Annotated in this window: 1 protein-coding gene and 1 pseudogene; both read left to right on the plus strand. The window is 60.0% G+C overall.

Annotated features, from left to right (window positions below):
• Positions 1–79: 79 nt before the first annotated feature.
• Positions 80–868: pseudogene (locus ACIOUG_RS26415) on the plus strand (NosD domain-containing protein); the annotation flags it as partial.
• Between the two features lie 10 nt (positions 869–878).
• Positions 879–2,041 (plus strand): alginate O-acetyltransferase (locus tag ACIOUG_RS26420; protein ID WP_401070031.1); only part of this gene is annotated, 1,163 nt, incomplete at its 3' end.

Raw genomic sequence — 2,041 nt, forward strand, 5'->3', positions numbered from 1 at the left:
TCCTATGTTTTCTCGTCTTTTTTTGTGTTTTTTTAATACCACCCCCACCCCCCCCTCAGCGCCCCCCACCCCCCCCCCCCCCCCCCCGACCGGCTGGATCGTCGGCTCCGAGTTCTCCGACATGTGGTACGGCTTCTACTGCTACGAGACCCGCGACTTCGTGGTCAAGGGCAACACCTACAAGGACAACATCGTCTACGGCATCGACCCGCACGACCGTTCCCACGGTCTGATCATCGCCGAGAACACCGTCCACGGCACGAAGAAGAAGCACGGCATCATCATTTCCCGTGAAGTGAACGACAGCTTCATCTTCAACAACAAGAGCTACGACAACCACCTCTCGGGCCTGGTGATCGACCGTAACAGCGTCAACAACATCATTGCCTACAACGAGATCTACAAGAACCACACGGACGGCATCACCCTCTACGAGTCTGCCGACAACCTGCTGTGGGGCAACAAGGTCATCAGCAACAAGCGTCACGGCATCCGCATTCGTAACAGCGTGAACATCCGCCTCTACGAAAACGTCGCCATGGCCAACGGCCTGACCGGCGTCTACGGCCACATCAAGGACCTGACCGACACCGACCGTGACATCAAGCTCGACCCGTTCGACGCGCAAGTCTCGCTGATCGTGGTCGGCGGTGAACTGGTAGCCAACGGCAGCGGCCCGATGGCCATCGACTCGCCGTTGAGCGTCGAGTTGTATCGCGTGTCGATGCTGGCGCCGACCAAATCCAGCGGCATCAGCTTCAACGGCATCCTCGGCGAGCGCCAGGATGAAATTCTCGACCTGCTGGTGCGCCAGCAGAAAGCCGTGCTGATCGACCCTGTCGAACGCCAGACCGAAATGCGGGACTGAGGATAATTTTATGCACCCACACTTGATCAAATTACTCAGCCTGTCGGCCCTGACCGTGGGCATTCTGGCGGCCAGCAATGCAGCTCGTGCAGACGAGACCGCAGCACCGAAGTTCACCGCCGAACCGTGCTGCAACCTGTGCCCGGCCGCGCATGACGCGAAGAACTACACCACGCGTTATCAGCAGAACTTCACCACCCTGGTGCAGGCGCAGGGCGACTGGCTGTTCCGTACGCAGGAAGATTTGCGCACCGAGTTCAACACCACCCCGGCCGGCTACAAACGCCTGCAACAGCTGCACGATGCGTTCAAGGCCAAAGGCGTCGAACTGGTGATCGTCTATCAGCCGACCCGTGGCCTGGTGAACCGCAACAAGCTCAACCCGCAGGAAAAAGCCGCGTTCGATTACGAGAAAGCGCTGGGCAACTACAAGACCATGCTCGGGCGTTTCGCGCAGATGGGTTACGTGGTACCGGACCTGTCGCCGCTGACCAACGAATCGCTGCCGGACACCCTGCCCGCCCACGATTTCTACTTCCGCGGCGACCAGCACTGGACGCCATACGGCGCTCAGCGCACGGCGAAAATCGTCGCCGAGAAGGTCAAGCAGATCCCGGCCTTCGCCGACATTCCCAAGCGTGAATTCGAGACCAAACGCACCGGGCGCATGGGCAAGACCGGCACCCTGCACAACATGGCCGGGCAACTGTGCGGCACCAGTTACGCGATCCAGTACATGGACCAGTTCACCACCGAGCCGAAAGGCGAAGCCGGTGACGGCGACCTGTTCGGTGACTCCGGCAATCCGCAGATCACCCTGGTGGGCACCTCGCACAGCGGCAAGAACTACAACTTCGCCGGCTTCCTCGAAGAAGCCATTGGCGCCGACATTCTCAACGTCGCCTTCCCCGGCGGCGGTCTCGAGGGTTCGATGCTGCAGTACCTCGGTAGCGATGAATTCCAGAAGACCCCGCCGAAGATTCTGATCTGGGAATTCTCGCCGCTGTACCGCCTCGACCAGGAGACCATCTACCGCCAGATGATGTCGCTGCTCGACAACGGCTGCGAAGGCAAAGACGCGCAAATGTCCGCCAGCACCACGCTCAAGCCTGGCGGCAAACAGGAACTGCTGGTCAACAGCAAGAACCTGAACCTGCAGAACAGCAGCCATCA

This window comes from Pseudomonas sp. NPDC087803 (assembly GCF_044742995.1).
In the GTDB taxonomy this organism is placed as follows: Bacteria; Pseudomonadota; Gammaproteobacteria; order Pseudomonadales; family Pseudomonadaceae; genus Aquipseudomonas.